This window comes from Amycolatopsis sp. NPDC051061 (genome assembly GCF_040682935.1).
Classification (GTDB): domain Bacteria; phylum Actinomycetota; class Actinomycetes; order Mycobacteriales; family Pseudonocardiaceae; genus Amycolatopsis.
Map to the genome: position 1 here is coordinate 165,616 of NZ_JBFBBZ010000007.1, position 24,467 is coordinate 190,082.

25 protein-coding genes and 1 pseudogene are annotated in these 24,467 nt (G+C 70.6%); 18 read left to right on the forward strand and 8 right to left on the reverse strand.

Annotation, left to right across the window (positions count from 1 at the left end):
* Window positions 1-35: 35 nt before the first annotated feature.
* Window positions 36-1,052 carry a S1 family peptidase gene (locus tag AB0N03_RS12025; protein ID WP_364369330.1) on the reverse strand — a complete coding sequence of 339 codons (1,017 nt, stop codon included), beginning with the start codon at window positions 1,050-1,052 and terminating at the stop codon, window positions 36-38.
* A 162-nt stretch (window positions 1,053-1,214) separates the two neighbouring features.
* Window positions 1,215-1,511, reverse strand: coding sequence for a GNAT family N-acetyltransferase (locus AB0N03_RS12030; protein ID WP_364369333.1), 297 nt, complete (start codon window positions 1,509-1,511; stop codon window positions 1,215-1,217).
* 141 nt (window positions 1,512-1,652) lie between these two features.
* Between AB0N03_RS12030 and AB0N03_RS12035 the strand changes: the two genes are divergently transcribed.
* The 8 genes and pseudogenes from AB0N03_RS12035 (at window position 1,653) to AB0N03_RS12070 (ending at window position 8,669) form a co-directional block, all read left to right on the forward strand.
* A complete protein-coding gene (locus tag AB0N03_RS12035) occupies window positions 1,653-3,767 on the forward strand; it encodes a germacradienol/geosmin synthase (protein WP_364369647.1) in 2,115 nt (704 codons plus the stop codon).
* A 1-nt stretch (window position 3,768) separates the two neighbouring features.
* On the forward strand, window positions 3,769-3,930 hold the full coding sequence (locus tag AB0N03_RS12040) for a hypothetical protein (protein ID WP_364369336.1): 162 nt from the start codon (window positions 3,769-3,771) through the stop codon (window positions 3,928-3,930).
* 75 nt (window positions 3,931-4,005) lie between these two features.
* Window positions 4,006-4,797, forward strand: coding sequence for an MBL fold metallo-hydrolase (locus AB0N03_RS12045; RefSeq protein ID WP_364369339.1), 792 nt, complete (start codon window positions 4,006-4,008; stop codon window positions 4,795-4,797).
* Window positions 4,794-5,387, forward strand: coding sequence for a VTT domain-containing protein (locus AB0N03_RS12050; protein WP_364369342.1), 594 nt, complete (start codon window positions 4,794-4,796; stop codon window positions 5,385-5,387). The genes AB0N03_RS12045 and AB0N03_RS12050 overlap by 4 nt, the downstream gene beginning before the upstream one ends.
* Complete coding sequence (locus AB0N03_RS12055; protein WP_364369345.1) at window positions 5,384-7,501, forward strand: phage holin family protein; 2,118 nt, start codon at window positions 5,384-5,386, stop codon at window positions 7,499-7,501. The genes AB0N03_RS12050 and AB0N03_RS12055 overlap by 4 nt, the downstream gene beginning before the upstream one ends.
* Window positions 7,498-7,728: a glutaredoxin domain-containing protein gene (locus AB0N03_RS12060; protein WP_364369348.1), complete on the forward strand. Its 231-nt coding sequence runs from the start codon at window positions 7,498-7,500 to the stop codon at window positions 7,726-7,728. Before AB0N03_RS12055 ends, AB0N03_RS12060 begins: the two co-directional genes overlap by 4 nt.
* A pseudogene (locus AB0N03_RS12065) lies at window positions 7,725-7,928 on the forward strand (ferrous iron transport protein A); the annotation flags it as partial. The gene AB0N03_RS12060 and the pseudogene AB0N03_RS12065, both read left to right, overlap by 4 nt.
* The gene (locus tag AB0N03_RS12070) at window positions 7,917-8,669 is read left to right on the forward strand and encodes a class I SAM-dependent methyltransferase (protein WP_364369650.1); all 753 of its coding nucleotides are present in this window, start codon (window positions 7,917-7,919) and stop codon (window positions 8,667-8,669) included. The pseudogene AB0N03_RS12065 and the gene AB0N03_RS12070, both read left to right, overlap by 12 nt.
* Here the strand turns inward: AB0N03_RS12070 and AB0N03_RS12075 are convergent.
* Complete coding sequence (locus tag AB0N03_RS12075) at window positions 8,647-9,435, reverse strand: TetR/AcrR family transcriptional regulator C-terminal domain-containing protein (RefSeq protein WP_364369351.1); 789 nt, start codon at window positions 9,433-9,435, stop codon at window positions 8,647-8,649. The two genes, AB0N03_RS12070 and AB0N03_RS12075, sit on opposite strands and share 23 nt — an antisense overlap.
* A 76-nt stretch (window positions 9,436-9,511) precedes the next feature.
* On the opposite strand from AB0N03_RS12075, the gene AB0N03_RS12080 reads away from it, so the two are divergent.
* From AB0N03_RS12080 to AB0N03_RS12090, 3 genes are read left to right on the forward strand one after another with little or no spacing between them, the layout of a single operon-like run.
* Window positions 9,512-11,785, forward strand: coding sequence for an excinuclease ABC subunit UvrA (locus tag AB0N03_RS12080; RefSeq protein ID WP_364369354.1), 2,274 nt, complete (start codon window positions 9,512-9,514; stop codon window positions 11,783-11,785).
* Window positions 11,782-12,570, forward strand: coding sequence for a siderophore-interacting protein (locus AB0N03_RS12085; RefSeq protein ID WP_364369357.1), 789 nt, complete (start codon window positions 11,782-11,784; stop codon window positions 12,568-12,570). Before AB0N03_RS12080 ends, AB0N03_RS12085 begins: the two co-directional genes overlap by 4 nt.
* A gap of 15 nt (window positions 12,571-12,585) precedes the next feature.
* Window positions 12,586-13,470, forward strand: a complete 885-nt coding sequence (locus AB0N03_RS12090) for an aminoglycoside phosphotransferase family protein (RefSeq protein ID WP_364369360.1) — start codon at window positions 12,586-12,588, stop codon at window positions 13,468-13,470.
* Between the two features lie 36 nt (window positions 13,471-13,506).
* Here AB0N03_RS12090 and AB0N03_RS12095 read toward each other — a convergent pair whose 3' ends face one another.
* Both AB0N03_RS12095 and AB0N03_RS12100 read right to left on the reverse strand, forming a co-directional pair.
* Entirely contained in the window at window positions 13,507-14,070 is a 564-nt protein-coding gene (locus tag AB0N03_RS12095; protein WP_364369653.1) for a TetR/AcrR family transcriptional regulator, read from the reverse strand.
* 161 nt (window positions 14,071-14,231) lie between these two features.
* Window positions 14,232-14,933: an SDR family oxidoreductase gene (locus tag AB0N03_RS12100; RefSeq protein WP_364369363.1), complete on the reverse strand. Its 702-nt coding sequence runs from the start codon at window positions 14,931-14,933 to the stop codon at window positions 14,232-14,234.
* A 102-nt stretch (window positions 14,934-15,035) separates the two neighbouring features.
* Between AB0N03_RS12100 and AB0N03_RS12105 the strand changes: the two genes are divergently transcribed.
* A complete protein-coding gene (locus AB0N03_RS12105) occupies window positions 15,036-15,527 on the forward strand; it encodes a helix-turn-helix domain-containing protein (protein ID WP_364369366.1) in 492 nt (163 codons plus the stop codon).
* A gap of 175 nt (window positions 15,528-15,702) precedes the next feature.
* Window positions 15,703-16,266 carry a snapalysin family zinc-dependent metalloprotease gene (locus AB0N03_RS12110; RefSeq protein WP_364369369.1) on the forward strand — a complete coding sequence of 188 codons (564 nt, stop codon included), beginning with the start codon at window positions 15,703-15,705 and terminating at the stop codon, window positions 16,264-16,266.
* A gap of 60 nt (window positions 16,267-16,326) precedes the next feature.
* Here the strand turns inward: AB0N03_RS12110 and AB0N03_RS12115 are convergent, their stop codons facing one another.
* On the reverse strand, window positions 16,327-16,998 hold the full coding sequence (locus tag AB0N03_RS12115) for a GntR family transcriptional regulator (protein WP_364369372.1): 672 nt from the start codon (window positions 16,996-16,998) through the stop codon (window positions 16,327-16,329).
* Between the two features lie 176 nt (window positions 16,999-17,174).
* Window positions 17,175-17,357, reverse strand: a complete 183-nt coding sequence (locus tag AB0N03_RS12120) for a hypothetical protein (RefSeq protein ID WP_364369373.1) — start codon at window positions 17,355-17,357, stop codon at window positions 17,175-17,177.
* A gap of 185 nt (window positions 17,358-17,542) precedes the next feature.
* On the opposite strand from AB0N03_RS12120, the gene AB0N03_RS12125 reads away from it, so the two are divergent.
* Window positions 17,543-18,697 carry an AAA family ATPase gene (locus tag AB0N03_RS12125; RefSeq protein ID WP_364369375.1) on the forward strand — a complete coding sequence of 385 codons (1,155 nt, stop codon included), beginning with the start codon at window positions 17,543-17,545 and terminating at the stop codon, window positions 18,695-18,697.
* A 27-nt stretch (window positions 18,698-18,724) separates the two neighbouring features.
* Here the strand turns inward: AB0N03_RS12125 and AB0N03_RS12130 are convergent, their stop codons facing one another.
* Complete coding sequence (locus AB0N03_RS12130; RefSeq protein WP_364369378.1) at window positions 18,725-19,726, reverse strand: LacI family DNA-binding transcriptional regulator; 1,002 nt, start codon at window positions 19,724-19,726, stop codon at window positions 18,725-18,727.
* 154 nt (window positions 19,727-19,880) lie between these two features.
* Here AB0N03_RS12130 and AB0N03_RS12135 point away from each other — a divergent pair, with 154 nt between their 5' ends.
* From AB0N03_RS12135 to AB0N03_RS12150, 4 genes are read left to right on the forward strand one after another with little or no spacing between them, the layout of a single operon-like run.
* Window positions 19,881-20,960, forward strand: coding sequence for an ABC transporter substrate-binding protein (locus AB0N03_RS12135; RefSeq protein ID WP_364369381.1), 1,080 nt, complete (start codon window positions 19,881-19,883; stop codon window positions 20,958-20,960).
* A complete protein-coding gene (locus AB0N03_RS12140) occupies window positions 20,957-22,513 on the forward strand; it encodes a sugar ABC transporter ATP-binding protein (RefSeq protein WP_364369384.1) in 1,557 nt (518 codons plus the stop codon). Before AB0N03_RS12135 ends, AB0N03_RS12140 begins: the two co-directional genes overlap by 4 nt.
* Window positions 22,506-23,462: an ABC transporter permease gene (locus AB0N03_RS12145; RefSeq protein ID WP_364369386.1), complete on the forward strand. Its 957-nt coding sequence runs from the start codon at window positions 22,506-22,508 to the stop codon at window positions 23,460-23,462. The genes AB0N03_RS12140 and AB0N03_RS12145 overlap by 8 nt, the downstream gene beginning before the upstream one ends.
* On the forward strand, window positions 23,459-24,439 hold the full coding sequence (locus AB0N03_RS12150) for an ABC transporter permease (RefSeq protein WP_364369389.1): 981 nt from the start codon (window positions 23,459-23,461) through the stop codon (window positions 24,437-24,439). The genes AB0N03_RS12145 and AB0N03_RS12150 overlap by 4 nt, the downstream gene beginning before the upstream one ends.
* Window positions 24,440-24,467 lie beyond the last annotated feature (28 nt).

A 24,467-nucleotide genomic window follows, 5' to 3' on the forward strand; every position in this document is an offset into this window, starting at 1 on the left:
GACGCGTGTGACGGGACCCCGCGGGTCGTGATCTATCAGGCGAGCTCGAGGCCGTAAGCCTGCAGCTCCAGGGTGAGCGGGTAGAAGTAGCTGGTCACGGTGTCGCCGCCGGACAGCGTGCCGAGGCCCGTCGAGCCGTCGTACGCCGGGCCGCCCGAGTCACCGTGGTCGGTGTGCGCGGTGGTGCCGAACTCGTGGTTGAGGACGCCGACGTCGAAGTTGACCGACTCGTCGACCGAGGTGACCTCGCCGCTGCCGCCGCCGGTGGTCGAGCCCTGCTTCTGCATCTGCTCGCCGACCGTCGGGGCCGCCGCGCTCGTGATCGCCTGGCCGGTGTTGATCTCGCCCGGGCCGGAGCCGTTCGGACGGGTCAGCAGACCGGAGTCGGCTCCCGGGCAGTCGCTCTCGACGACCTGCGCGCCGGAGACGTCGCCACCGGCCCAGGTGCCGCCGAGGTTGGTGCAGTGGCCCGCGGTGAGCAGCATCGGCGAGCCGCCGCGCGTCACGTTGAAGCCGAGGGAGCAACGGCCCTGGTCGTTCTGGATCGCGTCGCCGTCGGCGATGTACAGCGAGAGCTTGCCGGTGCGGTGCTCGACGCGGACGCTGTCGCCGTACTGGGCGGCGGCCGCGGTGACCTTGTCGGCGGTCTCCTTGCTGGCCGCGTCGTAGACCTTCACCACGACCTGGTTGGTCTTGGTGTCGATGCCCCACGCGGTCTGCGGGACGTTCTTCACGGCGTCCAGCTGGTTCTTGACGCCGGTCAGCGCGGCGAAGGTGTGGTTGACCTTCTTCGCCGTGAGGCCGGCGGCCTCGACCTTCCGGACCGACGCGTCGTCGGTGACGTTCACGACGGCTTTGCCGTTCTCGAGGTAGATGCCACCGGAAGTGGCACCCAGCGAGTCGGCCACCTGGGTGGCGCCGGCGACGGCGTTGGCCTGCGCGTCGGCGAAGGCCAGTGGGGACGCAGTGGCCGCCGACGCGCACACGCCGGACGTCAGGGCGGCGGCCGACAAGACGGCGAAGGTCTTGAGGGCGGTCTTCCGGGGAGTCATCAACTTCCTCCAGTTTGCCGGTTCGAAGCCTGCGCCGGTCACTTTCGTTGCCGAGCAACCAACGCAACACCGACGAAGGTTGGTTAATAACCAGCAGATCCGGACATACCTCTCAAGTCAGACCCGAATAGCGCAGTGACGTTGCCTCGATCGGCGTAACACTCACCCTTTCGGCCAGCGAACGTGGTCCTCGTAGCCCGGGTTCTTCCGCAGATATCCGGCGATGAAGGGGCAGACCGGCACGATCGTCCGGCCCTGCGCGACGACGGCGTCCAGCGCACCGGCGGCCAGCACCTTGCCCAGGCCCTGTCCCGCGAACGCGTCGTCGATCTCGGTGTGGGTGAACACCGTGAGGTCGCCGCGCAGGTCGTAGTAGGCGGAGCCCGCCAGTTTCTCCCCCACCCACAGCTCGTAGCGGTTCTCGTCGGGGTTGTCGGTCACCCGGGTCTCGTCGGTCATCAGCTCTCCCTCGGTTGGGCCGGCCGGGGGACGCGCCCGGCCCGTTCGTGTGCATCCGGCCTGCTTCTCTTGGCGGGCCACGGCCTCGTTTGGTTGCCTCACGGGGTGCCTCAGCAGCCGTTCGTCCTCCCCGAGTTCTACATGCCCTACCCGGCGCGGGTGAACCCGCACCTCGAGCGGGCCCGCGCGCACAGCAAGGCGTGGGCGTACGGGATGGACATGGTCGACGTCCCCCAGCACGGCACGGTCATCTGGGACGAGCACGACCTCGATTCCCACGACTACGCGCTGCTCTGCGCCTACACGCACCCCGACGCCGGCGGCGACGAGCTCGACCTGATCACCGACTGGTACGTCTGGGTCTTCTACTTCGACGACCACTTCCTCGAGCTGTACAAGCGCACCGGCGACATCGAGAGCGCGCGCACCTACCTCGACCGGCTCGATCGGTTCATGCCCGCCGAAGGCGAGATCACCGCGACGCCGGAGAACCCGGTCGAGCGCGGCCTGACCGACCTGTGGGCCCGGACGATCCCGCACCGCTCGGCCGCGTGGCGGCGCCGGTTCGTCGAGAGCACGAAGGCGCTGCTGGAAGAGTCGCTGTGGGAGCTGGCCAACATCAACGAGAGCCGGCTCGCCAACCCCATCGAGTACGTCGAGATGCGCCGGAAGGTCGGCGGCGCCCCGTGGTCGGCCAACCTCGTCGAGCACTCGGTGCACGCCGAGGTGCCGGACGAGATCGCCGCGTCCCGGCCGATGGAGGTCCTGCGCGACTGCTTCGCCGACGGCGTCCACCTGCGCAACGACCTCTTCTCGTACCAGCGGGAGGTGCAGGACGAGGGCGAGCTGTCCAACGGCGTGCTCGTGTTCGAGAAGTTCCTCGGCCTCACCACGCAAGAGGCGGCCGACGCCGTCAACGACCTCATCACCTCCCGCCTGCACCAGTTCGAGCACACCGCGCTCACCGAGGTCCCGGGGTTGTTCGACGAGCACGGCGTCGACCCGGCCGCCCGCGCGGCGACGTTCGCCTACGTCAAGGGCCTGCAGGACTGGCAGTCCGGCGGCCACGAGTGGCACCTGCGGTCCAGCCGCTACATGAACGAAGGGGCGCTGGCCGGGCGCGGCGGCCCCGAACCGGGCGGCGTGACCGGCCTCGGGACGTCCGCGGCGCGCATCTTCACCTCGGTGCTCGCGACGGCGCCGCAACGGCTGCGGGCGTACGGGCACACCCCGTTCGAAGCGGTTTCCCCGCCACGGCCTCGTTTCGAGCCGCCGTTCCCGCTGCGGCTGAGCCCGCACCTGGAGACGTGCCGCCGCCGGAACGTCGACTGGGCCCGGCGCACGGGGATCCTCGACGGCGTGGTGTGGGACGAGCGGAAGCTGCGCGCCGCCGACCTCCCCCTGTGCGCAGCGGGCATCCACCCGGACGCGACGGCCGACGAGCTCGACGTCACCAGCGACTGGCTGACGTGGGGCACGTACGCCGACGACTACTACCCGACCGCCTTCGGCGCGACCCGCGACCTCGCGGCGGCGAAAGCGTGCAACCTGCGGCTGTCGGCGGTCATGGAAGGTGCGGCGCCGTCGACGCCGCTGGAGGCCGCGCTGGCCGACGTCTGGACGCGGACGACGAACCGGCCCGACGTGCGCCGCGCGGTCGACACGATGACGTCGAGCTGGCTGTGGGAGCTGGCGAACCAGGCACAGAACCGCATCGCGGACCCGATCGACTACGTCGAGATGCGGCGGCGGACGTTCGGCGCGGACCTGACGGCGAGCCTGTCGCGCAGTCGCGCGGTGCCGCCCGAGCTGTACCGCACCCGGCCGGTGCAGGCTCTCGAACACTCCGCGGCCGACTACGCGGGCCTGCTCAACGACGTGTACTCCTACCGCAAGGAGATCGAGTTCGAGGGCGAGCTCAACAACGGCGTCCTGGTGGTGCGGAACTTCCTGGACTGCTCGGAGGAGCGCGCGTTCGAGGTGGTCGGCGACCTGATCGCGGCGCGGCTGGCGGAGTTCGAGCACGCGGCGGACGTCGAGCTGCCGGCGTTGCTGCGCAGCCACGACCTGGCGCCGGACCTGCTGCGGGAGTACGTCGAGCGGCTCCGCCACTGGATGTCGGGAATCGTGCACTGGCACGAGAACGTCAGGCGGTACACGGAGATCGAGCTGGGTTACCAGCCGTGGTCCGGCCGGCCGACGGGGATCGGGACGTCGTCGCTCCGGATCTCGTCGCTGCTGCCGGCCGGTCGCTGAGGTGCCGACCGACAGACAGATCCGGGTCGCCGAGTTGCTGCACGAGATCGGCATGCACCGCGAAGCCGAACAGGCGCTCCGCACGGACCTCCGGGCGAGGTGGCGGCGCCTCCGCCGCCGGTGGGCCGGGCGAACCCGGCCGCGGCGAAGAGAGCGGCGCTAGCTCGCCGTCACCGGGCAGCGTCGTTCGTGCCACTCCGCCGGGCATTCGTTCGGGGAGGGGGCGATACTCGACAGCGTGAGCGGCTTCAACCTGCGTTTCCTCGGCCATTCGACGGTCCGGCTCGAAGTCGGCGGCCGGGTGCTCCTGACCGATCCCGTGCTCACCGCGCGCGTCGGCGGGCTCGTGCGGGTCGTGCCGCCGCCGGCACCGCACGCCTACGAAGACGTCGACCTCGTGCTCCTTTCGCACCTGCACGGCGATCACCTGCACCTGCCGTCGCTCAAGCTGCTCGGCCGGCGCACCCGCATCGTCGTCCCGCGCGGGGCCGGGTCCTGGCTCGCCAAGAAGGGCTTCGACCACGTCGAAGAGATCGCGCCGGGCGAAACCGTCACCGAAGGCGCGCTGGAAGTCACCGCCACGGAAGCCGTCCACTCCGGACACCGGTGGGGCCCCCGGCTCACCCACGGCCCCCAGAGCCCCGCGATCGGGCACCTGATCCGAACCGGGGACACGAAGATCTACAACGCCGGCGACACCGACCTCTTCGCCGGGATGGCGGACTTCGGCCCGGTCGACGTCGCCCTCCTGCCCGTCTGGGGCTGGGGGCCGAACCTCGGGCCGGGTCACCTGGACCCGGCCCGCGCCGCGAAAGCGGCCGGAATCGTCCAGGCCCGCGCCGCCGTGCCCGTCCACTGGGGAACCCTCGCCGTTCCCGGCCTGAGACGCACCGCGCGGATGCGGCGGCTGCTCGCCGATCCGCCGCGGGTGTTCGCCGCCGAAGTGAAAGCCGCCGGCGGAGCCACCGAAGTCCTGTTCACCGAGCCCGGCGCCGACGTCGTGCTCCCCGCCCGTGAGGACCGGGCGTGAACTGGACCGACCCGGCCGCCATCGGGTACCCGGCCCTGTTCGGCGGCGTGCTGCTCGGCTCGATCATCCCGATCGTGCCCACCGGCGCGGTCGTCGGCGCCGCGGCCGCCGTCGCGACCACCACCGACCACCTGTCCCTGCCGCTGGTCATCGTCCTGGCCACGCTGGGCGCGTACGTCGGCGACGTCGTGACGTTCGGGATCCCGCGCCTCGGCAGCGAAGCCGCGTTCCGCTGGATCAGCCGCCGCCAGCCCGCCGAACAGCTCGAGAAGGCCCGTGACCAGTTCGCCCGCCGCGGCTGGCAGCTCGTCGTGATCGGCAGGCTCGTCCCGGCCGGCCGGATCCCGGTGCTGCTCGCGGCGGCCGCGCTGAGCTACCCCTGGCGGCGCCTGCTGCCCGCCGCGCTCCTCGCGTGCGTGCTCTGGGCGGGCGCGTACAGCTTGCTCGGCATCCTCAGCGGGGGCATCTTCGACTCGCCGATCATCGCGACCGTGCTGGCGACGGTGCTGGTCCTGCTGGTCACCGTGCTGATGAACCTGATCGCCCGGTGGCGGCGCAAGGCCAAGGAGAAGACGGGAGAGCGAGTGTGACGACGTCCGCGCCGAAGGGCCGGCTGCTGCGTGGTGGCCGGGCCGTCGCCCGCATCCTGCTGGTGTGGGCCGCGGTGACCGGTGCGCTGCGCCTGCTCGACGTCCTCCTGCCGGGCTTCCGGATGACGCACTGGTGGCAGCCGACGGTCTGCGCGCTGCTGCTCGGCCTCCTCGCCGGCGTCGGCTGGCCGCTGGTCATGCGCATCGCCTACCCGCTGGCGTTCTTCACCTTCGGCGTCTTCGGGTTCCTGCTGCTCGGCGCCGGGACGCTGGCGGTGTTCCGCACCGTGCCCGGTGTCGAGGTCACCGACTTCCGCAGCGCGGTGCTCGTGACGCTCGGGATGGCGGCGGTCGGCGCGCTGATCTCCAGCCTGCTCGCCGTCGACGAGGACGAGATCTTCTTCCGCCGCGCCGCCCGGCGCCGTCGTCGCCACACCGCCGCGCCCGGCCAGGGCGAACTGCCGCCCGGCGTGCTGTTCCTGCAGATCGACGGCCTCGGCTTCGACACCGTCCGCCGCGCGATCCGCGACGGCGACATGCCGACGTTCGCCGCCTGGCTCGCCGAAGGCAGCCACACGCTGACGCCGTGGCACACCGACTGGAGCTCGCAGACCGGGGCGAGCGTCTGCGGCATCCTGCACGGCTCCAACCACGACATCCTCGGGTTCCGCTGGTACGAAAAGGACCGCGACCACGTGATGGCGTGCGCCCACCCGACCGACGCGGCCGAGATCGAGCGGCGCCACTCCGACGGGCAAGGCCTGCTCTCCGGCGGCGGAGCGAGCCACGGGAACCTGTTCTCCGGCGACGCCGACCACGTCAGCCTCACCATGAGCTCGATCCCCGTGCTGGTGCCGAAGAAACTGCGCCACCGCCGCCGCGACCGGCTCGGCGCGGGCTATTACGCCTACTTCGCGAACCCGGTCAACGCGCTGCGCACGTTCTTCGTCGCGCTCGTCGACGTCTTCCGCGAGATCAACGCCTCGGTGCGCCAGCGCCGCGCGGGCGTCGTGCCGCGGGTCCCGCGCGGCGGCTGGTACCCCCTCGCGCGGCCGGGCACGACGGTGATCGCGCGCGACGTCGTCGTGTCGGCCATCCTCGGCGACATGCTGGCCGGGCGGCCGGTGGTGTACGCGGACTTCCTCGGCTACGACGAGGTCGCGCACCACTCCGGCATCGAGCGGTTCGACACGCTGTCGGTGCTGCGCTCGATCGACCAGCAGATCGCGCGGCTGCACCGGGCGAGCCGGCTGGCGCCGCGCCGCTACCACGTCGTCGGGCTATCGGACCACGGCCAGACGCAGGGGCAGGCGTTCTCGGAGCGGTTCGGCGAGACGATCGAGGCCTGCGTCGGACGGCTGTGCGGCGGTTCGCCGCCGCCCGCCGCCGGCAAGCGGCGGCAGGCGGAGAGCTGGCAGATCAACGCGGCGCTGGCGGAGGCGACGAAGAGCGGCGGCCTGATCGCGCGCCGGCTGCGCGCCCGGGTGGAGAACGCCGAGACCGGCGGCGACCGGCCGCGCACGGAGTCCGGTTCACCGGGTGCGGTGACGCGGGTGGCGCCGGGCGTGGTGGCGGTCGTGTCCGGGCACGTCGCGATGGTGTCGTTCACCGAGCACGAGGGCCGCGTCGTGCTGGAGACGATCGAGCGCGAGTTCCCCGACCTGCTGCCGGCGCTGGTCGACCACCCCGGAGTCGGATTCATGCTGGTGCGCAGCCGCGAATTCGGCCCGGTGGTCCTGGGCCGCGACGGCCTGCACCGGCTGGCGACGGGCGTAGTCGTCGGCGAGGACCCGCTGCTGCCGTACGGCCCGCACGCGGCGGACCTGATCCGGCGGGTCGACACGTTCCCGCACTGCGCCGACGTGATGATCAACAGCCGCTACGACCCGGACTCGGACCAGGCATCGCCGTTCGAGACGCACGTGGGCTCGCACGGCGGGCTGGGCGGGCCGCAGCAGCGCGGTTTCGTCGTGCACCCGAGGGAGTTGCCGCCGCTCGGTGCGGTCGTCGGTGCGGAGGCGCTGCACCTCGTGTTCCGCGGGTGGCTCACGGAGCTGGGACACCCTTCGCCCGCCCCGGTGGAAATCCCTGTCGCTTCGGAGGTCGCTTCATGAGTTTGACGGTGTACGGCGCTTCCTGGTGCCCGGACGTGAAGCGCAGCCGGGCCTTGCTCGACCGCGAAGGCGTCGAATACTCCTATGTGGACGTCGAGGCCGACGCGGCGGCCGAGCGCCGGGTCCGCGAGCTGCAGGACGGCGCGCGCCGGATCCCCACGATCGTGTGGGACGACGGCTCGTTCCTGGTCGAGCCGTCCGACGACGAGCTGAGCGCGCGGCTGTGAAATTGCTGCGAGAGCTGCCGCTCGGCACGCGAGTGGTCGTGCGGTACCGGATCGAGGGCGGGTTCACCGACGCGCTCGGGAACCTCGTCGCCCGGGACGACACCACCTGCACGGTCGACACGCGGCGCGGCCCGGTCGTGGTGGCGTTCGAGGCCGTCGCGCTCGCCAAGCCGGTACCCCCGCCGCCGGTGCGGAAGTCGCGGTTCGACGAGCTGGTGGCCGAAGCCGACGCGGTGTCCGTCGACGGCTGGGACTTCTCCTGGCTCGACGGCCGGGCCACCGAAGCGCGCCCCTCGTGGGGTTACCAGCGGCTGCTGGGCGAAAAGCTCGCGAACGTCCACGCCGCACTCGACCTCGAAACCGGCGGCGGCGAGGTCCTCGACGGGTGCCCTTCCCTGCCTCCGCTGATGGCGGCGACGGAGTCGTGGCCGCCGAACGTCGCCGCCGCGTCGGCCCGGTTGCGGCCGCGCGGGGTCGTCGTGGTGGCCACCGAGGGCCTCCCTTTCGGGGACGACGTTTTCGACCTCGTCTCCAGCCGCCACCCGGTGACGACCGCGTGGGCGGAGATCGCCCGCGTTCTGCGCCCCGGCGGGAGCTATTTCTCGCAGCAGGTCGGCCCGGCGAGTGTGTTCGAGCTGGTCGAGTTCTTCCTGGGCCCGCAGCCACCGGAGGCCAGGAACAGCCGCCACCCCGACCGGGCCGTGCAGGAAGCCGGAGCCGTGGGCCTGACCGTCACCGATCTGCGGTCGGAGTCCTTGCGCACCGAGTTCGGTGACATCGGCGCGGTGGTCTACTTCCTGCGCAAGGTGATCTGGATGGTCCCGGGGTTCACGGTCGAGCAGTACCGCCCAAGACTCCAACAGCTGCACGAGAAGATCGAGCGGGACGGCCCGTTCGTCGCCCACACGACCCGGTTCCTCATCGAGGCCCGGAAGCCTTGACGATCGCCGTCTCGACGCCGTCCAGCAGCAGCTCCAGCCCCGCCTCGAACGACAGCCGCGCCTCGCGCTCCAAGTAGGGCTCGTCGGAAAGCTCGACCGAGGGCCCCAGCCGCGCCACCGTCGGGAACCGGGCCGTCAGATCCGGCACCAGCTCCCCGAGCAACGCCGATCGCGCGTACCACCAGTCCTCTTCGGACAGTCCCGTCTCACGCGCCGCCTGGCGGGACTCCGCCGCCGCCTGGACCGACCCGCGGACGATGTTGAACAGCGCCGACACCACCCAGCGGACCCGGGACAACGGCAGTCCGGTCGAAGCCAGGACCGACAGCAGCGTCTCCTGGACGTGGAACTCCCCCGGCCCGAGCACCGGGCGCGCGGGCGACACCTGCAGCAGCCACGGGTGGCGCAGGTGCAGGTCCCACAACGCGTCGGCCAGCGAAAAAGCCGCCGCACGCCACCCCGAAGTCACCGAATACGACGACGGCAGCTCCCCCAGCGTCCGGTCGTACATCAGGTCGACCAGCTCGGTCTTGCCCGGCACGTACGTGTAGAGCGCCATCGCCGTGCGGCCGAGCCGCTCCCCCACCGAGCGCATCGACAGCGACGCCATGCCCTCGGCGTCGGCGATGTCGATCGCCGCCGCGACGATCGCCTCGACGGACAGGCCCGGCTTGGGCCCCGGGCCCGTGCGCGGCGCGACCACGCGCGGCCCCCACAGCAGCTCCATGGACCGCCGGGCGTCGCCCTGACCCGCGAAGACGACCACCTTGCCGACTCCTTACACCATAAAGTAATGTACGATCGAGAATCACCTTACAGCCTAAAGTATCAAGAAGGACGGTATGACCTCACCCAGGCGGGCCGCCGACACCCACGACGTGATCGAGGTCCGGGGGGCCCGGGAGAACAACCTGACCGGCGTCGACCTGGACATCCCGAAGCGCCGGCTCACGGTGTTCACGGGCGTGTCCGGCTCCGGCAAGTCGTCCCTGGTCTTCGGCACCATCGCGGCCGAGTCCCAGCGGCTGATCAACGAGACCTACAGCGCCTTCCTCCAGTCGTTCATGCCGAGCCTGTCGCGCCCGGACGTCGACCTGCTGGAGAACCTCAGCGCGGCCATCGTCGTCGACCAGGAGCGGATGGGCGCCAACTCGCGCTCCACGGTCGGCACCGCGACCGACGCCTACGCGATGCTGCGGATCGCCTTCTCGCGGCTCGGCGAACCGCACGTCGGGACGTCCGGCGCGTTCAGCTTCAACCTGCCCGAGGGCATGTGCCCGGCCTGCGAGGGCCTCGGCCGGGTGTCCGACCTCGACGTCCACGCCCTGCTCGACTTCGACCGCTCGCTGCACGACGGCGCGATCCAGGTCCCCGGCTTCACGCCGGACAACTGGTACGTGCAGACCTACCTCTCGTGCGGCTTCTTCGACCCGGACGCCAAGATCCGCGATTTCACCCCGCAGCAGCTCGACGATCTGCTGCACAAGGGCCCGTGCAAGGTGAAGGTCGGCAAGACCAACATCACCTACGAAGGCCTCGCGGTGAAGGTCCGGCGGCTCTACCTGCAGAAGGACACCGAGTCGCTGCAGCCGCGCCTGCGCGCGTTCATCGAGAAGGCCGCGACCTTCAAGACCTGCGACGCGTGCGGCGGTGCCCGGCTGAACCAGGCCGCGCTCTCGGCGAAGATCGACGGCCGGAACATCGCCGACTGCGCCGCCCTGCAGATCAGCGACCTCGCCGACTTCGTCCGGAACCTCGACGCGCCGTCGATCCGGCCGCTGCTGGGCAACCTGCGCGACACGCTCGACTCGCTGGTCGAGATCGGCCTCGGCTACCTGTCGCTGGACCGCGAGTCCGCGACGCTCTCGGGCGGCGAGGCGCAGCGCGTGAAGATGGTGCGGCACCTGGGATCGAGCCTCACCGACGTCACCTACGTCTTCGACGAGCCGACCGTCGGGCTGCACCCGCACGACATCGAGCGGATGAACAACCTCTTGTTGTGCTTGCGGGACAAGGGGAACACGATCCTCGTCGTCGAGCACAAGCCGGAGACCATCCGGATCGCCGACCACGTCGTCGACCTCGGTCCCGGCGCGGGCACCGACGGCGGCCGGCTCTGCTACACCGGGAGCGTCGACGGCCTGCGCGCGTCCGGCACGCTCACCGGCCGCCACTTCGACCACCGGGTCACCCTGCGTTCCCAGGTGCGCGAGCCGAGCGGGCACGTCTCCATCACCGGCGCGAAACTGCACAACCTGCGTGACGTCAGCGTGGACGTCCCGCTCGGCGTCCTGACCGTGGTCACCGGCGTCGCCGGCTCCGGGAAGTCGTCGCTGATCCACGGTTCGCTGGCGGGTCGCGACGACGTCGTGGTGGTCGACCAGTCGGCGATCCGCGGGTCCCGCCGGTCCAACCCGGCGACCTACACCGGCCTGCTCGACCCGATCCGCGCGGCGTTCGCCAAGGCCAACGGCGTCAAGGCGAGCCTGTTCAGCGCCAACTCCGAGGGTGCCTGCCCGCACTGCAAGGGCCTCGGCGTCATCTACACCGACCTGGCGATGATGGCCGGCGTCGCGTCGGTCTGCGAAGAGTGCGAGGGCAAGCGGTTCACGCCCAAGGTGCTGCTGTTCCAGCTGCGCGGCAAGAACATCAGCGAAGTGCTGGCGATGTCCGTCGCCGAGGCGCGCGAGTTCTTCCCGTCCGGCAATGCGCGGACGGTCCTCGACCGGCTCGGCGACGTCGGCCTCGGCTACCTGACGCTCGGCCAGCCGCTCACCACGCTCTCCGGCGGCGAGCGGCAGCGGCTCAAGCTGGCGATCCGGATGGCCGAGAAGGGCTCGACGTACATCCTCGACGAGCCGACGACCGGCCTGCACCTCGCCGACGTCGACCAGCTCCTGGCCCTGCTCGACCGGATCGTCGACGCGGGCAACACGGTGATCGTCATCGAGCACCACCAGGCGGTGATGGCCCACGCCGACTGGCTGATCGACCTCGGCCCCGGCGCCGGGCACGACGGCGGCCGCGTGGTGTTCGAGGGGACGCCGGCCGCGCTGGTGGCGGACGCCTCCACGCTCACCGCCCGCCACCTGCGCGAATACCTGGGGAAGCCGTGAACCCGACCGGGCTGCTCGAAGTGACGGCGGTGCGGCGGCCGACCCCGCGCACCGTGCGCGTCACGTTCACCGGGTCCGGGTTGGACTCGCTCGAGGCGTGGCCCGACCAGCAGCTCAAGCTCCTGTTCCCGCCACCGGGCCGCCCGGTGCGGCTGCCGTCCGCCGACGACGACGTGATGCGCTGGTACCAGGCGTACCTGGCGATCCCCGAAGACGAGCGGCCGGTGATGCGCAGCTACACGGTGCGCTCGCGGGATCGCGGCACGATCGACGTCGAGTTCGTGCTGCACGCTTCCGCGGACGGCCCGGCGACGACGTGGGCGCGCACCGCGGCTCACGGTGACGTCCTCGGCCGCTACGGCCCGGATATCGCCTACCGCCGTCCGGTGCCGAAGGCGGACACGGTGCTGCTGGCCGGGGACGAGACGGCGCTGCCCGCCATCGCGACCCTGCTGTCCGAAGTGGACAACGCACTGGTGTTCGTGGAGGTCCCGGACGCGGCCGAGGAGCAACTGCTGCCGGTCCGCTGGCTGCACCGGGACGGCGCACCGCACGGAACCAAGCTGCTCGAAGCCGTGCGGGGTGCTTCGCTCGGTCCGGGAGTGGCCGCTTGGCTCGCGGGAGAAGCCGGGATGGTGCGGTCGCTGCGGCGCCACCTCGTGGGCGAGCGGGGGCTCGCCAAGGACGTCATCGAGTTCACCGGCTACTGGCGGCGCGCGCTGACCCAGGACGACGCGCCGACGTCCGAAGATCTGGCCGACGCACGGGAAAAGCTCGGCGGCTAGTGGCAGACTTCCGGCGTGCGCACGGAAGAGGCTCTGGCGGCGGCGGGCATCGACCCGGCTTCGGTGGTGGCGAGCGAGGAAATCGGCGGGGGAACGTACAACACGGCGATCCGGCTGGCGCTGTCCGACGGGCGGCGGCTGGTGCTCAAGATCGCGCCGTCCGCGCCGGGGTTGTCCCATGAGCACGATCTCCTGGCCACGGAGGCGGAGTACTACCGGCGGGTCTCGGGCCCGCTGCCGTCCGTCGTCGGGGCCGGGCCCGGGTTCCTGCTGATGACGGAACTGCCGGGCGTCCCGTGGTCTCAGCTGCGTGACCCCGGCCCGCGGGCCGAGCTGGGCGCGATCGTCGCGGGCTTGCACGGCGTCACCGGCGACGGGTTCGGCTACCCGCAGGACCCCTTGCGGCCGACGTGGCCGATGGCGTTCACGGCGATGGCGGACACGGTCCTGGCGGACGCGGTCCGGTACGGGGTGCGCCTCCCCCGCCCGGCGGCGGAGATCTCGCACCTGGTGCAGCGCCACGAGCCGCTGCTGGAGCTGGTGACGACACCGGTGCTGGTCCACTTCGACCTGTGGAAGGGCAACATCCTCCTCGACGGCGACCGGGTGTCGGGCATCATCGACGCCGAGCGCGCGTTCTGGGGCGATCCGGTGGCAGAGTTCGTTTCGCTGACGCTGTTCCGCGACCTGGACACGGCGCTGGTCGAGGGGTACCGAGCGGCGGGTGGCCCGGCACGGTTCGACGCGCCGTCCCGGCGGCGGCTGGCGTTGTACCGCGTGTACCTGGACTTGATCATGCTGGCGGAGCTGGTCCCGCGGAAGGACGGCGACGCCGGCCGGGCCCGGCTCATCACGGAACATCTGGTGGCGGACCTCGATACCGTGCAGCGTGCGCTCTGAAATCGTGGTCCCGCCGACCTGAAGCCGCCGCCACGATCAGGCGAACACCAGTGACACCAGCTCGTCGACGAACGGCTCCACCAGCTCCGCCCCGGTCCGGTTCAGCACGCTGTGGAACAGCGCGACCCGCCCGTGCGCCCCGACGAACACCACCGCCGCCGCCCGGCCCGGGGTCACCCGCAGCGCGTGGCCGGCCTCGACGCAGCGCTCGAAGCCGGCCGTCAGGCGGTCGATCACGTCCAGCAGCGGACCTTCCGCGCGGGCGTCGGGCTCGGGACGCGACGCGCCGTTCGCGAGCATCAGCCGGTAATGCCCGGGGTTCTCCATGGCGAACGCGCAGTACGCGTGAATCTGCGCACGGACGCGGCCGACCACGTCGGTTTCCCCGAGCGTCTCTTCGGCCGCGCCCATCGATTCCGCCAGCCGCGTGTATTCGTGGTCGAGCAACCCGCGCACCAATTCCGCGCGATCGGAAAAATGCTGGTAGATGCTGGCCGGGGCGATCCCGACCGCGCGCGCGACTCCGCGGATCGTCAGTCCGTCCTCGCCGCCGAGCTCGGCCAGCAACCGGCCGGCGGCGGCGAGGATCTCTCCGCGCAGCCGTTCGCCTTCGCCCCAGCGGTTCCTCGTTCGGCCGTTTCCGGCTTCGACATTGTCCGGCACCCGCCCATTCATACGCCCGGGGTCACGGTGGCCGTATTCCGGGGTCCACTATAAGCAAAAACTGTCGAAATATGACAAAGCCGGAATCGGTTCCGCGATTAGGCGAGCACCGGGTACAGCCCCGCGAGGTCGCCGGACAGCCCGGCCCGCACGTTCCGGCTGACGTCGTCGGCGAGCACCTCGAGCCGGCCCTGCTCGACGCCGTCGAGGGCGAGCCCGGCCACGACCGCCGGGTCGACCTTCGGCCCGTCGACGTGCTTGGCCATGTCGGTGTCCATGTAGCCGACGTGCAGCGCGGTGACCCGCGTCTTCTGCGGCGCGAGCTCCAGGCGCAGCGCGTTGGTCAGCGACCAGGCCGCCGACTTGGCGGCGGAGTACGCGGCAACCTGGGGCGCGGTGAACCAGGAAAGCACCGAAAGCACGTTGAGCACCGCACCGCCGCCGTTGCGCTCGAGGATCGGCGCGAACTCGCGTGTCACGGCGAGAGTGCCGAAGTAGTGCGTGTCCATCTCCAGCTTGATGTCGTCGAGCGAACCGCCGAGCAGTGACGCGCCCGTGGACGAACCGGCGTTGTTGACCAGCAGCGTGACGTCGCCCGCTTGCGCCGCAGCTTCCCGGATCGACTCGGGGTCGGTGACGTCGAGCTTGAGCGGCACCACTCCCGGCAGGTCGACCGACTCCGGATTCCGCGCGGCGGCGTAGACCTTGGCCGCGCCGCGCTCGAGGAGAGCGGCGGCGAACTGCCGGCCGAGCCCCCGGTTGGCTCCGGTGACCAGCGCCACCGCACCCGTGATCTCCATGACGAGCTCCTCTCGCACCTGGCTTGCTCGTTGCAAGCTAGCTGCGGCCGACTGTACGGCGTAGACTTGCTCGGAGCAAGTCAGGTAGGAGGGAGCACACTCATGAGCCGCCGCACCACCTGGGAGGGCACTGCCTGCCCGATCGCTCGCGCCGCCGACGTCCTCGCCGAGCCGTGGACGCTGCTGATCCTGCGCAACGCGACCGCGGGCACCACCCGCTTCGAGGACTTCCGCGGCCAGCTCGGCATCGCCGACAACGTGCTCACGACCCGGCTGAACAAGCTCGTCGACCGCGGCCTGCTGACGAAGCTCCCCTATCGCGACGGCGGCCGGACCCGCCACGAGTACCGCCTGACCGAGGCCGGTTCGGACGCGCTGCCGGTGCTGCACGCACTCGGCGCGTGGGGTGACGCGCACACGATGTCCGAAGACGCGGCCGGCCCGATGCAGCTCGTGCACATCGGCTGCGGCGAGCTCACCCGCCCGGGCACGAAGTGCGACAACTGCGGAAAGCCGCTGGTCAGGACCGATTTGGCGTGGCGTGAATCGCGACTGCGCGAGGGTGAGATCTCGCTGGCGGACCCGGTCGGCTGAGCCGGACGGCGCATCCTCGTATGCACGCCTGCGCATGTCAACCGGTCGAAATGGTTGGTAAATCACCGTTCGCAGCGCAGTACGAAAGTCGGGTCACAAGAGCCGGGCGCTTCCGTAAGTTCGACACCCAGCGCGCGCAAACCCGGCAAATTCCCCACGGCAAGGAGTCGTCCCGATGTCCAGGAAGTACCTGCTGCCCGGCGCCGCCGTCGCGCTGGCGATGATCGCCACCCCGCTCACCGCGGCCCCGGCCTTCGCGGCCCCGGCGCAGACCGAAGCGGCCACGATCGTCTACTACGACACCTCGGACGCCCCCACCTTCCGCGCCCAGATCAACGCGGGTGCGGCGAACTGGAACGCGGCCGTGTCGAACGTCAAGCTCCAGGAAAGCTCCTCGGGCGCGACGCTGCACTACACGGAGGGCAACGACCCCCAGGGCTCGTACGCGCAGACGGACGGCCACGGCAGCGGCACGATCTTCATCGACTACACGCAGGCCGAGCAGTACAACCAGACCCGCATCACGGCCCACGAGACGGGCCACGCGCTGGGTCTGCCGGACCACTACGAGGGCCCGTGCTCGGAGCTGATGTCGGGCGGTGGCCCCGGCCCGTCGTGCACCAACGCGAACCCGAACGCACAGGAGTCGTCCCAGGTGGAATCCCTGTGGGCCAACGGCTTCCGCGCGGCGGCCGCCCAGCAGACCCGCATCTACGAAGTGACGATGCCGGTCAAGTGACCCAGGTTTGACGTCGTCGGGGGAGGCCGCACCGGGTACGCCCGGTGCGGCCTTCGCACGTCACAGGCGCGACAGGAGGCGATCCCGCCCCACCTCGAGGTGATCCGTCATCGCCTTCCGCGCGGCCGCCGCGTTCCCCGCCGTCAAAGCGTCCACGATCACCCGGTGCTCGGAGATCGTCTGCTCCCCGAACGGCTGGTTGTAGTTCAGGCGGAAGAAGTGCAGGTGGCAGTGGGTCCGCGCGAACGCCTGCTCGACCGCCACGTTCCCCGCCAGGTGCAGGATCAGCTCGTGCAGCCGCGCGTCGTGCGCCGTCAACGCCTTGTAGTCGCTGTACGCGTCCTCGATCGGCGCCGAAGGACACGTCGCCAGTTCGGCTTCGAGCAGAGCCACGTGAGAATCTGACATCGCGGAAGCCGCCCGGGCCGCCGACGGGGGCTCCAGCAGCAGCCGCAGCGCGTACATGTCGTCGACTTCCTTGCGGTTCAGCAGTTCCGTGACGCGGTAGCCGCGCAACGGGAGCCGGCTGACCAGTTCCTCAGACTCCAGCCGGGCCAGGGCCTCGCGCACCGGAGTGCCCGAGACGCCCAGCTCGCGGGCGATCTCGTCGATGTTGACGCGGGCGCCCGGCTCGATGCCGTCGTTCATGATCAGCGCGCGGATCTGCTCGTAGACGCCGTCGGCCAGCACCTGCCGGCCCGGCAGGGCTTCGAGGCGGCGACCCTCCACCATGACTCCCCTCCCGTGTCGTGACTACAGGCTACTGCTTGGCCAGGACGTCCCGGCTCTTCGACGCCATCTCACCGAACACGTCGCCGTCGCGCTGGTGGGCGAAGTACGCCTCGAACAGCGGCCGCTCCGCGTCCTGCAGCGCCGCGCCGTTGCGTCGACGCCGAGGTCGCTGAGCATCACAGTCCCTTCAGGACGGTCCAGCTGCTCCAGCCCAGGTAGGGCTTTTGGGCTACCGGCTGCTGTTGTTGCTCGGCCGCGGTGGCCGCGGTGGCCGGGGGAGCCGGGGGAGCCGTGAGCAGGCCCGCCATCACCGTCAGTCCGGCGAGGACACCCAAGGCCCGTCTGCCCCGTGCCGTCATGACCACTCCTTCGAGGTCGAGTTCGTCAGACATCGGAGGACCACGGTTCGATTTGCCAAAACCGTAGATCCTATAGGATCGCCGACTGAAGATTAGCGCTGCTGAGGTTCGCCGATGTCGACGGCTGCGCCGGACAGAGATCGGACGAATCCGAACTGTCGGGGGTGGCGGTTAGGTTCGGGGGCATGCTGACCACGCTGGCCGTCGAGAACTACCGCTCGCTGCGCGACCTGGTCCTGCCGCTGTCCGGGCTGACCGTCGTCACGGGGGCGAACGGCAGCGGCAAGTCGAGCCTGTACCGCGCGCTGCGGTTGCTGGCGGACGCGTCCCGCAACGGCGCGGTGGCGGCGTTGGCCGGCGAAGGCGGACTGCCGTCGACGCTGTGGGCGGGGCCGGAGAACGGCGTGCGCCCGGGCGCGCGGGTCCAGGGCACGGTGCGCACGAAGGCGGTCGGGCTGCGGCTCGGATTCGCCGGTGACGAATTCGGCTACGCACTCGACCTGGGGCTGCCGGTGCCCGGGAAGAAGACGATGTTCGACCTGGACCCGGAGTTCAAGCGCGAGGCGGTGTGGTCCGGGCCGTTTTTGAAACCGGCTTCGCTGCTGGCCGACCGGGCGGGCCCGGTGGTGCGCACGCGGGTCGAGTCCGGCGGCTGGGGTGACGAGCGCTTCAAGATCCGGTTGTCCGACAGCATGCTGAGCGAGTTCGCGGACCCGCGGGCGTGCCCGGAACTGCTGGTGGTGCGCGAGCGGATCCGCTCGTGGCGGTTCTACGACCACTTCCGCACGGACGCGTCGGCCCCGGCCCGCCGGCCCCGGATCGGAACGCGCACGGTCGTCCTGTCCCACGACGGCGCGGACCTGGCGGCGGCGCTGCAGACGATCATCGAGATCGGCCGCGTGGCGGAGCTGGCGGCGGTGATCGACGCGGCGTTCCCGGGCTCACGCCTTTCGGTGGTCTCCCAGGACGGCTTGCTCTCGGTGAGCTTCCACCAGCACGGGTTGTTGCGTCCGCTGTCGGCGGCGGAGCTGTCGGACGGGACGCTGCGCTTCCTGCTGTGGGTGGCGGCGCTGCTGACGCCGCGGCCGCCGGAGCTGCTGGTCCTGAACGAGCCGGAGACTTCCCTGCACCCGGACCTGCTCCCGGCGCTGGCGGCGTTGATCGCCGTGGCCGCGAAGGAGACTCAGGTGGTGGTGGTCTCGCACGCCTTGCCACTGATCCGGGCTCTCTCCGAAGTCGCCGAAGTCGGGGCTCTGGAGCTGGAAAAGGAGAACGGGGAGACGAAGCTGGTCGGCCAGGGCCGGTTGGACCGGCCGTCATGGCACTGGCCGAAACGCTGACCGGGCCGACTCGCGCCCTGCTGAACCTCAGCGGCCCTTGGTGCTCTCCCGGATCTCCAGCGCGAACGGCGTCTGGATGTCCTGCGGCGGCAAGGCCTTGTCCCCCGTGATGCGCCGGTGCACGAGGTCGATCGCCGCCTCGGCCAGCGCCGTCTTGTCGGGCGCGATCGTCGTCAACGCCGGCAACGAGAACGCGCTCTCCTCGTTGTTGTCGAACCCCACGATCGCCACGTCCTCCGGGACCCGCAGCCCCAGCTCCGCCACCGCCCGCAGCGCGCCGATCGCCAGCAGGTCGTTGAAGCAGAACACCGCGTCCGGCGGGGAATCCGAAGCCAGCAACGACCTCATCGCCGCCGCCCCGACCGAGCGGTGCCACTTCTCCGCGGGCGCCACCAGCGTGTCCGAATAGGACAGTCCAGCCGAAGACAAAGCCTCGCGATATCCGGCCAGACGCTGAGACGACGTCCCACGAGCCGGATTGCGCCCGATCGCCGCGATCCGCGTCCGCCCCAACGACGCCAAATGGGACACCGCCGTCTGCGCCGCCAGGACGTTGTCGATCGCCACGTGATCGATCGGCACGTCCACCGCGTGCTCGCCCAGCATCACCAGCGGGATCTCGCCCGGGGACGGGAAATCCGCCGCCTCCAACGCTTCCGGGTGCACCAGGGCGCCGTCCACCAGGTGCGGCCCCAGCGAGAACAACGTCTCCCGCTCCCGGGACCGCGTGCCCTGCGTCTGCTCGATCAGGACGCTCCAGCCGCGCTTCTGCGCCGCCGTGATGACCAGGCCCGCCAGCTCGCCGAAGTACGGGATCGACAGCTCCGGCACCATCAGCGCCAGGAACCCCGTGCGGCCACGACGCAGGTTGCGCGCACCCACGTTGGGCCGGTAACCGGTCGCCGCCAGGGCTTCCTCCACCCGCCGGCGGTTCTCCGGCTTGACGAACGCGTAGCCGTTCACCACGTTCGACACCGTCTTCACCGACACTCCGGCGAGCGTGGCGACGTCCTTGAGCGTCACGGTCACGGGCGGCTCCTTCTCAGGTGGTGAGCACGCAGCATAGCGACACTTTGCTGGTTTACAACGTTGTTCCAACGATGTAAAAAGTACCTCAAGGCTCCCGCGGTGACTCCGATCACCCCGGTGAGCGGGCCCCACCGTCGCTGCCCGAGGAGTCACCGTGCCCCTGTCCACCCGTCCCCGCCTGGTCCTGGTCACCGCGGCCGCCGCCGCGCTCACCCTCACCTCCTGCACCAGCCGGGAAGAGACCCCGGCCGCCCCCTCCAGCGGCGGCGGGCCGGCCGCGTCCGCGCAGTCCGTCGCCCCGAGCGCCGACGGCTGCACCATCGACAAGACCGGGTACCCCAAGGTCGACCTGAAGACCGCGGTGGTCGGTTTCTCACAGTCCGAAAAGGAAGCCAACCCCTTCCGGACCACCGAGACCCAGTCCATCCGCGACGAAGCCGCCAAGCTCGGCATCGCGAGCGACAAGCTGCTCGTCACCAACGCCCAGAGCGATTTGAACAAGCAGATCAGCGACATCAAGTCGATGCTCGACCGAGGTGCCCAGCTGCTCGTCGTCGCGCCGCTGAACTCCGACGGCCTCCAGCCCGCGCTCGACGCGGCGAAGGCCAAGAAGGTCCCGGTCGTCACCATCGACCGCAAGGTGACGTCGCAGCCGTGCACCGACTACCTGACCTTCATCGGCTCGAACTTCGTCGAGCAGGGCAAGCGCGCGGCGCAGGAGATGACGCGCATCACCGGCGGCACCGGCAAGGTCGCGATCCTGCTCGGCTCGTCCGGCAACAACGTGACCACCGACCGCACCAAGGGCTTCAAGGACGAGCTCGCCAAGACGGCCGGGCTGTCCGTGGTCGCCGAGCAGACCGGCGAGTTCGACCGCTCCAAGGGCCAGGCCGTGATGGAGCAGCTCATCCAGAGCCACCCCGACATCACCGCCGTGTACGCGGAGAACGACGAGATGGGGGTCGGCGCGGTCAACGCGCTGAAGACCGCCGGCAAGACGCCGGGCAAGGACGTCAAGATCGTCTCGGTCGACGGCACCCGCAACGCCGTGCAGCTCATCGTCGACGGCAGCTACAACGCCGTGATCGAGTCCAACCCGCGCTTCGGCCCGCTGGCCTTCCAGACGCTGCAGAAGTTCGAGAACGGCGAGCCGATCCCGGCGAGCATCGTCATCACCGACGACCAGTACGACGAGACCAACGCGGCCCAGAAGGTCGGGAACTCGTACAAGTGACGGCGACCACCGAAGACGACGTCGCCATGACGACCGCGCCGGTGCTCGAGGTGGCCGGGGTGACCAAGCGGTTCCCCGGCACCCTCGCGCTCGACGACGTCAGCTTCACGCTGCGGCCGGGCGAGGTGCACGCGCTCGTCGGCGAGAACGGCGCCGGCAAGTCCACGCTCATCAAGGTGCTCACCGGCGTCTACCAGCCCGACGAGGGCGAGGTGCGCCACCTCGGCGAGCCGGTGACGTTCAAGCGGCCGATCGACGCGCAGCGGGCCGGGATCTCCACGATCTACCAGGAGGTCAACCTCGTCCCGCTGATGAGCATCGCCGGCAACGTCTTCCTCGGCCGCGAGCCGCGCACGAAGGCCGGCCTCGTCGACTGGTCCAGGATGTACGCCGACGCCCGCGAGCTGCTCAAGGGCTACGGCATCGACGACGACGTCAAGCGGCCGCTGCACTCCCTTGGCGTCGGCGCGCAGCAGATGGTCGCCCTCGCCCGCGCGGTCTCGACCGACGCCAAGGTCGTCATCATGGACGAACCGACGTCGTCGCTCGAGCCGCGCGAGGTCGAGACGCTCTTCGAGGTGCTGAACCGGCTGCACGCCGAAGGCATCGCGATCGTCTACGTGAGCCATCGCATGGACGAGCTTTACCGGGTCTGCGAGAGCGTCACCGTGCTGCGCGACGGCCGGGTCGTCCACAGTGGACCGCTGGCCACCCTGCCGCGCATCGAGCTCGTGTCCAAGATGCTCGGCCGGGAGATCAAGCAGATCCGCGAGGAAGGCGTCACGGCGTTCGGCGAGGAACACGACGTCGAGCGCGAACCGCTGCTCAAGGCGGAAAACCTGGCCGGGATGCGGAAGCTGCACGACGTCTCGGTGAGCATCCGGCCCGGCGAGGTCGTCGGGCTCGCGGGCCTGCTCGGCTCCGGCCGCAGCGAGACGGCGCGAGCCATCGTCGGGGCGTTCCCCCTCGACGGCGGATCCGTGCTGCTCGCGGGGAAGCCGCTCAAGAGGAACAAGATCAAGGCCGCCATGCGGGCCGGGATCGCGCTGCTGGCCGAGGACCGCAAGACCGACGGGATCATCCCGAACCTGTCCGTACGCGAGAACATCGTGCTGGCCGCGCTGCCGTCGCTTTCGCCGTTCGGCCTGGTCAGCAAGTCCAAGCAGGACAAGATCGTCAAGATCTTCATGGACCGCCTGCGGATCAAGGCGTCCAGTCCGGAACAGAAGGTGTCCGAGCTGTCGGGCGGCAACCAGCAGAAGGTGCTGCTCGCCCGCTGGCTCGCCACCGGCCCGAAGATCCTGCTGCTCGACGAGCCGACCCGCGGCATCGACGTCGGCGCCAAGGCCGAGGTCCAGGCGCTGATCGACGAGCTCGCGCGGGAAGGGCTCGGCGTGCTGCTCATCTCGTCCGAACTGGAAGAGCTGATCGACGGCTCCGACCGCGTGGTCGTGCTGCGCGACGGCTCGGTCGTCGGCGAGCTGACCGGCGACCGCATCACCGAGGAGAACGTCCTGACCGCGATCGCAGCCGAGGCTGACAACGATGTCTAGCGCCACCCTGACGAGAGACCGCGCAAAAGTCACGGCGTGGCTGCAGAACTACGGCGTCTACCTGGCCGTCGTCGTGCTGCTGCTGTTCAACGTCGTGTTCACCGAGAACTTCCTGTCCGCGGCCAACTTCCGCACCCAGCTCGTGCAGGCGGCGCCGGTCTGCATCGTCGCGCTCGGCATGGCGCTGGTGATCGGCACCGAGGGCATCGACCTGTCGGTCGGCTCGGTGATGGCGATCTCCGCCGCGCTCATCCCGCTCTACCTCGGCGCGGGTCCGCTGACGGCGATCATCGTCGCCGTCATCGCGGGCGTCGTTTCCGGCCTGTTCAGCGGATACCTGGTGGCGTACCTGGGGATCCAGCCGATCATCGCGACGCTGGCGCTGCTCGTCGGCGGGCGGGGACTCGCGCTGGTCATCGCCCACGGCCAGCTCGTCCAGCTGCACAGCCAGGAGTTCCTGGAGCTGGGCACCGGCGACCTGCTCGGCGTCCCGATCATGGTCATCGTCGCGGGCGTGCTCGCGGTGCTGGCCGGGCTGGTCGTGCAGCGCACGACGTTCGGCAGGCACCTGGTGGCGGTCGGCGGCAACCGCGCCGCGAGCACCCTGGCCGGCCTGCCGGTGAAGCGCGTGCTCATCAGCGTCTACGTCATCTCCGGGGCGCTGGCCGCGGTGGCCGGCGTGCTGGCGACGTCGCGGCTGGCCGCCAGCGACCCGAGCGACGTCGGCCTGCTCATGGAGCTGTCCGCGATCACCGCGGTCGTCGTCGGCGGCACCCCGCTGACCGGTGGCCGGGTCCGCGTGCTGGGCACCGTGTTCGGCGCGCTGCTCATGCAGCTCGTCCAGGCGACCTTGATCAAGCACAACCTGCCGGACTCCACCGCGCAGATGGTCCAGGCGGCCATCATCGTCGTCGCGGTGTACGTCGCGCGCGAGCGGAGCAGCCGATGACCGCCACCACCAGCCAGCCGACCGCGCGCAATGCCGCGTTCGCCGGTGTCTTACAGCGTCAGGGCGCGGCCGTCGTGCTCGTGCTCGGCGTCGCCGCCTCGTGGTTCGCGTTCCCGCACTTCGGCACCGCGGACAACCTGCGCAGCCTCGTGCTGCAGGGCTCGTTCCTCGCGGTGATCGCGCTCGGCATGACGTTCGTGATCATCTCCGGCGGCATCGACCTGTCGGTCGGCTCGAACTACGCGCTCGGCGGCGTCCTCGCCGCGTACGGCGCGCAGTATGGGCTCGTCGTCGCGATCGTCCTGCCGCTCGCGGTGTGTTCGCTGATCGGCCTGGTCAACGGCGTGCTCATCGCGCGCACCGGGATGGCGCCGTTCATCGTGACGCTGGCGTCGCTGCTGTTCGCCCGGGGTCTGTTGCTGGCGCTGACGTCCGAGGGCGCGACGACGTACAAGGTGGACCCGGGCTCGGCGTTCCTCTGGCTCGGGCAGGGCACGATCTTCGGCATCGGCGTCCCGGTGTACATCACGCTGGTGCTGTTCGCGCTCGGCGGGCTGCTGCTGCGCCGCACCCGGTTCGGCCAGTCCGTGTTCGCCATCGGCGGCGCCGAGCAGTCCGCGCTGCTCATGGGCCTTCCGGTGGCCCGCACCAAGATCAGCCTCTACACCCTCAGCGGCGCGCTGGCCGGGTTCGCCGGCGTCCTCACCGCCGCGTACCTGCAGTCCGGCGTCACGGTGATCGGCGTCGGGACCGAGCTCGACGCGATCTCCGTCGTCGTCATCGGCGGCACGCTGCTCACCGGCGGCGCCGGGACGATCATCGGCACCCTCGTCGGCGTGCTGCTGCGCACGCTGATCCAGAACGTCATCAACCAGATCGGCACCCTCGACTCCAACTACCAGACGGTGGTGAGCGGGGCCTTCCTGCTCGTCGTCGTGGTGATCCAGCGCCTGCTGGCGCGTTCCCGAACCCGCTGAGCCCCGTCCCCCACCAGGAGGTCTCAAC